The sequence below is a fragment of the Runella sp. R0.1_18 genome (assembly GCF_057652155.1).
This window is the reverse complement of sequence record NZ_JBYFCK010000002.1, coordinates 637,990-644,635: the sequence shown is the minus strand read 5'-3', so window position 1 is coordinate 644,635 and position 6,646 is coordinate 637,990. Positions and strand designations below refer to the sequence as shown.

Annotated in this window: 5 protein-coding genes; 2 read left to right on the top strand and 3 right to left on the bottom strand. The window is 43.7% G+C overall.

Annotated features, from left to right (window positions below):
• Nucleotides 1-527 precede the first annotated feature (527 nt).
• The 3 genes from AC23P2_RS05465 to AC23P2_RS05455 all read right to left on the bottom strand — a co-directional run bounded on the left by AC23P2_RS05465 (nt 528) and on the right by AC23P2_RS05455 (nt 4,029).
• Nucleotides 528-887, bottom strand: a complete 360-nt coding sequence (locus tag AC23P2_RS05465) for a hypothetical protein (RefSeq protein WP_028522327.1) — start codon at nt 885-887, stop codon at nt 528-530.
• Between the two features lie 20 nt (nt 888-907).
• Nucleotides 908-1,246 carry a carboxymuconolactone decarboxylase family protein gene (locus tag AC23P2_RS05460; RefSeq protein ID WP_122933037.1) on the bottom strand — a complete coding sequence of 113 codons (339 nt, stop codon included), beginning with the start codon at nt 1,244-1,246 and terminating at the stop codon, nt 908-910.
• Between the two features lie 113 nt (nt 1,247-1,359).
• On the bottom strand, nt 1,360-4,029 hold the full coding sequence (locus AC23P2_RS05455) for an MGH1-like glycoside hydrolase domain-containing protein (RefSeq protein WP_487772254.1): 2,670 nt from the start codon (nt 4,027-4,029) through the stop codon (nt 1,360-1,362).
• Between the two features lie 114 nt (nt 4,030-4,143).
• On the opposite strand from AC23P2_RS05455, the gene AC23P2_RS05450 reads away from it, so the two are divergent.
• Together AC23P2_RS05450 and AC23P2_RS05445 are read left to right on the top strand one after the other, a co-directional pair.
• The gene (locus AC23P2_RS05450) at nt 4,144-4,968 is read left to right on the top strand and encodes a 5'-methylthioadenosine/adenosylhomocysteine nucleosidase (RefSeq protein ID WP_487772253.1); all 825 of its coding nucleotides are present in this window, start codon (nt 4,144-4,146) and stop codon (nt 4,966-4,968) included.
• 45 nt (nt 4,969-5,013) lie between these two features.
• The gene (locus AC23P2_RS05445) at nt 5,014-6,642 is read left to right on the top strand and encodes an acyl-CoA carboxylase subunit beta (RefSeq protein ID WP_487772252.1); all 1,629 of its coding nucleotides are present in this window, start codon (nt 5,014-5,016) and stop codon (nt 6,640-6,642) included.
• Nucleotides 6,643-6,646: the final 4 nt, after the last annotated feature.

Genomic DNA, 6,646 nt, shown 5'->3' with positions numbered 1-6,646 from the left:
CTTGCATGTATTAGGCCTGCCGCTAGCGTTCATCCTGAGCCAGGATCAAACTCTCCATCGTAAATATTATAAAAATTAAGACTTGCGTCTTTGTACTGTTACGCGTCCTGTCGTTTGTTTTCTTCTCACCATTCTGTCAAAGAACTTTTGCTCAAGTCGCTCTCAAGCAATGTGTTAACTCCGCTCGTTAACTTATCTCCTCTTCCTCTTTCCTCGTTTCGGGTTGCAAAGGTCTGACTTTCTTTTCTAATTTCCAAAAAAATTTTGAACTTTTTTTTCAACCTTCAAAATCTCTTCTCCTTTATCAGCTCCCCTTTATTTCTTTCGGGTTGCAAAAGTCTCACTTTTTATTTTAACATCCAAATTTATTTTTGATTTTTTTTACTTTTCAAAATTTTATTTGGACTCTAATCCCCGCCCTCGTTGTTTGGGGTTGCAAAAGTCCCACTTTTATCAGCACTTTCCAAATATTTACACAACTATTTTTGAAAATAATTCGCAATACCCTATCAACCAATTTATTATACCTACAAAAAAATCCCCAACTCCTCACCAAAATACCGCAAAACGTGCTCCCGCAAAACGTTTTCTTGGCTAATTAATGAGATACGAGGGAGTTTTTCGTTCAATTTCCAGTGCGGCCAACCATCTTTATCGAGTCCTTCAAGAGTATAAAAGCCCGATAAACTGAGAACTTTACAGGTAGCAATGTGCATTAAATCCTGTTTTTGCTCTTTTGTAAAGTGCAAAGGCCCTTTCCCCAGCTCTTGAACTCCTATTAAAAATAACACGCTGTTCAAATCTTCTGGTCTTTTACCTACCATTGACTGGAGCGTATCCAATAATTTTTCCCAGTTCTGTTCCAGTTGTTCGTTTACCTCTATCATATCCTTTATATATATAAGCACTATTTAGAAAGTTCGTCCCAATACTCAACGGCACGACGTAGGTGTGGAATCACGATTGAGCCGCCGATGAGCGTGGCGATTGAGAAAACTTCTTGAATTTGTGGTTCGGTTACGCCCAATTCTTTACATTTTCCTAAATGATATTTTACACAATCGTCACACCGAAGTACCATCGAACACGCAAGCCCCAACATTTCTTTGGTTGCTTCATCGAGATGCCCTTCCGAATAACAATTTGTATCCAAATTGAAGAGACGTTTAATGATAAGATTATCGGACGACATGATGCGGTCGTTCATTTTGGTCCGATAGCTATTGAAATCTTCTACAAGTGACATACGTATAAATAGTAAATGCTTTGGTCAATGATATGGTTAACAAAACTGAGGTTATGCCTATTTTGTTCCCTACCTTGACCAAAGCATTGATTCAACAATGAATTAATGTATGATTAATGAGCTGATAGTTCGCTCATTTTCTGTTTATGAACAGAAGTAATTTCTATCAAATCAGCGACTAACCCCGTCCAGCCCATTTGGTGGGATGCCCCTAGGCCATCTCCGTTATCTCCATTAAAGTATTCATAGAATAAGTACAAATCTTTGAAGTGTTCATCTTCTTGGAACAACTTCGATGAAGTATAAACTGGAATGTTGCCGTTTGCATCTCTACGGAAAATATTAATCAGTCGCTCTGCTACACACATCGCTGCTTCGCGAACAGTCATAACATTGCCCGAATTGGTGGGGTATTCAATCTCATAGTCGTCGCCATAATAGTTATAGAACTTTAACAGTGAATCGACGATTAGGAAGTTAAGCGGGAACCAAATAGGGCCACGCCAGTTAGAGTTTCCACCGAAAATACTACTTTCGGATTCGGCAGGGGTATATTTTACGCGAAGTACTTCCCCATTTACGTAAAACTCGTAAGGATGTTTTTCGTGAAACTTTGACAAAGCGCGAATGCCATAGTCGGACAAAAATTCTGTTTCGTCAAACATTCGTTTGAGCAACATCTTCATTCGGTGACCGCGAAGTAAAGCCAATAAGTGTGATTCCCCTTTGCCTGGTTCATGCCAACGAGACACCAACGACGCCAAATCGGGGCGATTGGTGAGTACCCACTCTACCCTTCTTTTAAAGTCTGGAAGCTTTTCGAGCAAATCGTCGTCCAAAATCTCGACGGCAAACAGCGGAATCAAGCCGACCATCGACCGTACCTTTAACAACATTCCCTTTTTGTCGGGGGTATGAAGTACATCATAATAGAACTGATCTTCTTCGTCCCAAAGGCTAATTTTATCACCTCCCAACGATTTCATAGCAGCCGCAATGTGCAAGAAGTGTTCAAAAAACTTCGACGCCATGTCTTGGTAGGCAGGTCGAACCAACGAAATTTCGCAGGCAATTCGAAGCATATTCAGTGTGTACATGGCCATCCAGCCAGTTCCATCGGCTTGTTCCAAATATCCTCCCGTTGGTAGCTCGGCACTTCTATCAAATACCCCAATATTATCAAGCCCTAAGAAACCACCCGAGAAAACGTTGTTTCCTTCGGCATCTTTACGGTTGACCCACCACGTGAAGTTGAGCAATAGTTTATGAAAAACGCGTTCTAGGAAGGCCACATCTCCTTGTCCGTTCATTTCACGGTCAATTTCATAGACTTTCCAAGTCGCCCACGCGTGTACGGGCGGGTTTACGTCCGAGAAGTTCCATTCGTAAGCAGGCAACTGACCATTGGGGTGCATGTAATACTCCCGAAGAACTACCGCCAGTTGTCGTTTGGCAAAATAAGGATCAAGTCGAGCCAAGGTAACGGTATGAAATGCCAAGTCCCAAGCCGCAAACCAAGGATACTCCCATTTGTCGGGCATCGACAAGATATTGGCCGTGTACATGTGTTTCCACGTAAGGTTACGCGGATAGGCTCTTCCTTTGAACTCGAACGGCATTTTAGGGTCACCTTTGAGCCATTCGTTTACATTATAATAAAAGAACTGTTTGTTCCACAACATTCCCGCAAAGGCTTGACGCTGCACGGTACGAAGTTCAGGATCAGTAACATTTTTTTGCAAGTCGTCGTAAAACTCATCGGCTTCGGCTTTGCGTTGCTCAAAAATGTCGTCAAAATCCTCAAACGCGTTCGTCAAGTGGGTTTGATTTGAAAAGCGAAGGCGAATTTCTACGCTTCCGCCAGCAGGTACTATTTTTTTATAATGCCCCGCCGCTTTCGAACCAATTTGATTTCGATTGATGTACTGCTTTTTCCCCGTAACAATATAATTATTGATACCGTCTTTGGTGTAAGGGATGGCATTGGGTTTTCCAAACATCTTTTCTGTGTTGGTTTCGTTTTCACAGAAAATTAGCTCATCGGCTCCATCCAAATAGAACTTATACCGTCCCAGCAAGCGATGGTTCACGTCAATTTGACGATTGGCAATACCATTCAGGATAGGCTTGTAGTTGAATTGCTCGTACCCCCACGACCAAGTATTGCGAAACCAGAGTGTGGGCAGAATAGTCAAGGGAGCTTCTTTGGTATAGCGGTTATGCGCCGTAATTTTTACCAACAAGTCGTTTTCATCGGCTTTGGCGTACTCTATATATATATCAAAGTAGCGATTATCATTAAAAACACCCGTATCCAAGATTTCATACTCGGGTTGAAGGCGATTTCGTTTGCGGTTTTCCTCCGATAGTTTGGCATAAGGAAATGCTTGCTGCGGGTATTTATACAGCAATTTCATGTACGAGTGCGTCGGTGTACTGTCGAGATAATAGTACAATTCCTTCACATCTTCCCCGTGGTTTCCTTCGGGGCCTGTTAGGCCAAACAAACGTTCTTTGATGATGGGGTCATGGTGATTCCAAAACGAGAAAGCCAAACAGACATGGCCTTTATTATCGGAAATACCACCGATACCATCTTCACCCCAACGATACGCGTACGAACGAGAAAGTTCGTGTGAGATGAACCCCCACGAATCGCCCCAGTAACTATAATCTTCGCGAACAGTTCCCCATTGGCGTTCAGCCAAGTAAGGCCCCCATTTTTTCCAGCCTTTGTTGTCGGCACGCGCATGAATACGCTTTCTTTCGGCAGTATCTTTCATTGTGTATTAGAGTGGGTTATTACAAGGAATTACAAAAATAGCGGAATCAGCGATAGGTTTTTCTGCAATTTTGCATCAAATAAGCATTTATTCCCATCTTCAACTATCTTTTTTATGTATTTTTTGCGCTGGAAACTACTATTTATCTTTCTATGGGGCAATATCCCCCTGCTTTTTTCTCAAGTTTATTCTTCTACCTCGACCATCGCACTCGTAGGAGCAATGGACGAAGAAATCGAATTACTTCAACGTTCATTGCAACATTCCAAGACAAAAATCATCCACGGTATTCCTTTTTATACGGGGAAAATTGGGAAACAGAAGGTCGTTATCCTAAAAACAGGAATTGGAAAAGTAAATGCCTCCATGGCTGTAGCTTTTCTCCTCAACGAATTTCGTCCTAAACAGCTGATTTTTACGGGAATTGCGGGAGGTTTACACCCCGATTTGGAGGCAGGAGATATTGTGATTGGCAAACAAACGCTCCAATACGATTATGGCCAAGCGACCAACGACAGTACATTCACCCGCAGTACCCGCAATCCGATGACGAAACAACTCAATCCATTGTATTTTTTGGCTGACTCTATTTTATTAACAACTGCTCAAGAAGCAGCCAAGCACACCGATTTTCAAACCTTGGGCACGAATCATCGTTCACCAAAAATTTTGACAGGAACCATTGTTACGGGCGATTTGCTCGTTACTTCTGAAAATAAGGCCAACGAACTACGCCGAAAGTTTGGGGCGGATGCCACCGAAATGGAGGGAGCCGCCGTGGCTCAAATTTGCTGGCAACAAAAAGTGCCTTGTTTGGTTATCAGAAGCATGAGCGACAAAGCCGACAGTAAAGCGCGCGACAGCATCGAAAATTTTAAACAGGTGGCATCTTACAATTCAGCGCACCTTTTACTAAATTTATTGGGGAAACTTCCCTAAAAAGGTGCATTTTGTGACATCATTCATTCCCTAAATCAGGTCAATATGACTAACCGTGAATTTCATCAACAGCTTTTAGACGAATTGAACCGTCGTTACGAAAAAGTAAAATTAGGCGGTGGACTTAAAAACATCGAAAAACACAAAGCCAAAGGAAAACTAACCGCCCGCGAGCGCATCAACTATTTGGTGGATATTCCCAACGATTTTGTGGAAGTGGGGGCTTTTGTGGGAGAAGGTATGTATCCCGAAGAAGGCGGTTGTCCATCGGGTGGTGTGGTAATTGGTATCGGGAAAGTATCGGGGCGGCAATGCGTGATTGTGGCCAACGATGCCACCGTGAAGGCGGGCGCTTGGTTTCCGATTACGGCCAAGAAAAACTTACGGGCTCAAGAAATCGCGATTGAGAACCAACTCCCTATTATTTATTTGGTGGACAGCGCGGGTATTTACCTACCCCTCCAGGCCGATGTATTTGCTGATAAAGAGCATTTTGGGAGAATTTTTCGGAATAATGCCGTGATGTCTTCCATGGGATTGCTGCAAGTAGCGGCCATTATGGGCAGCTGCGTGGCGGGCGGAGCCTATTTGCCTATTATGTCGGACGAAGCGCTGATTGTAGAAGGAACGGGTTCGATATTTTTGGCAGGGCCTTATTTGGTCAAAGCCTCCATCGGTGAAGATGTGGATGCCGAAACCTTGGGAGGTGCCTCCACGCACTGTGAAATTTCGGGCGTTACCGATAATAAATATCCTGACGACCCTTCGTGTTTGGACGCTATCAAACGGATTTTTGACCGACTTGGTCATTCGCTTGAAGCTGGTTTTGACCGCATCGCTCCCGCTTCACCCCAAAAAAATCCCGACGATATTTTTGATTTGCTCCCCCCCGACCGCAACAAACCTTACGATATGCGGGAAATCATTGAGCGAATTGTGGATAATTCTGAGTTTGAAGAATATAAACAATTGTACGGCCAAACTTTGCTCTGTGGTTATGCACGAATCGACGGCTGGTCGGTCGGAATTGTCGCTAATCAGCGAAAAATGGTCAAAGCAAAAAAAGGAAGTGGAAGCGGCAACGAAATGCAAATGGGTGGCGTGATTTACTCCGACTCGGCCGATAAAGCTGCCCGTTTTATCATGAACTGTAACCAAAAGAAAATTCCGCTGGTATTTATGCACGATGTGACGGGTTTTATGGTGGGTAGCCGTTCGGAACAAGGAGGTATCATTAAGGATGGAGCAAAGATGGTGAATGCCGTAGCCAACTCAGTGGTGCCTAAATTCACGTTTATCATCGGAAATTCTTACGGCGCGGGCAATTATGCCATGTGCGGAAAAGCGTATGACCCACGCCTGATTTATGCGTGGCCAACGGCCCAATTGGCCGTCATGAGTGGAGCTTCGGCGGCCAAAACGTTGCTCCAAATCCAAGTAGCAACGCTTAAAGCAAAGGGTCAGGCGATTGACCCAGAAGTGGAAAAAGAGCTTTTATCCGACATCACCAACCGTTACAACGAGCAACTTTCACCGTATTATGCCGCCGCACACTTGTGGACCGACGGTATTATTCATCCCTTAGACACGCGGCGAATTATTTCGGCAGGTATCGAAGCGGCAAACCATGCACCTATCCAAAAACCATTTAACGTCGGTGTCATTCAAACGTAATAGT

What these genes read in the sequence shown, in the direction of transcription:
- AC23P2_RS05445 (WP_487772252.1), top strand. Translation starts at nt 5,014, where the DNA reads ATGACTAACCGTGAATTTCATCAACAGCTTTTAGACGAATTGAACCGT.
- AC23P2_RS05450 (WP_487772253.1), top strand. Translation starts at nt 4,144, where the DNA reads ATGTATTTTTTGCGCTGGAAACTACTATTTATCTTTCTATGGGGCAAT.
- AC23P2_RS05455 (WP_487772254.1), bottom strand. Translation starts at nt 4,029, where the DNA reads ATGAAAGATACTGCCGAAAGAAAGCGTATTCATGCGCGTGCCGACAAC.
- AC23P2_RS05465 (WP_028522327.1), bottom strand. Translation starts at nt 887, where the DNA reads ATGATAGAGGTAAACGAACAACTGGAACAGAACTGGGAAAAATTATTG.
- AC23P2_RS05460 (WP_122933037.1), bottom strand. Translation starts at nt 1,246, where the DNA reads ATGTCACTTGTAGAAGATTTCAATAGCTATCGGACCAAAATGAACGAC.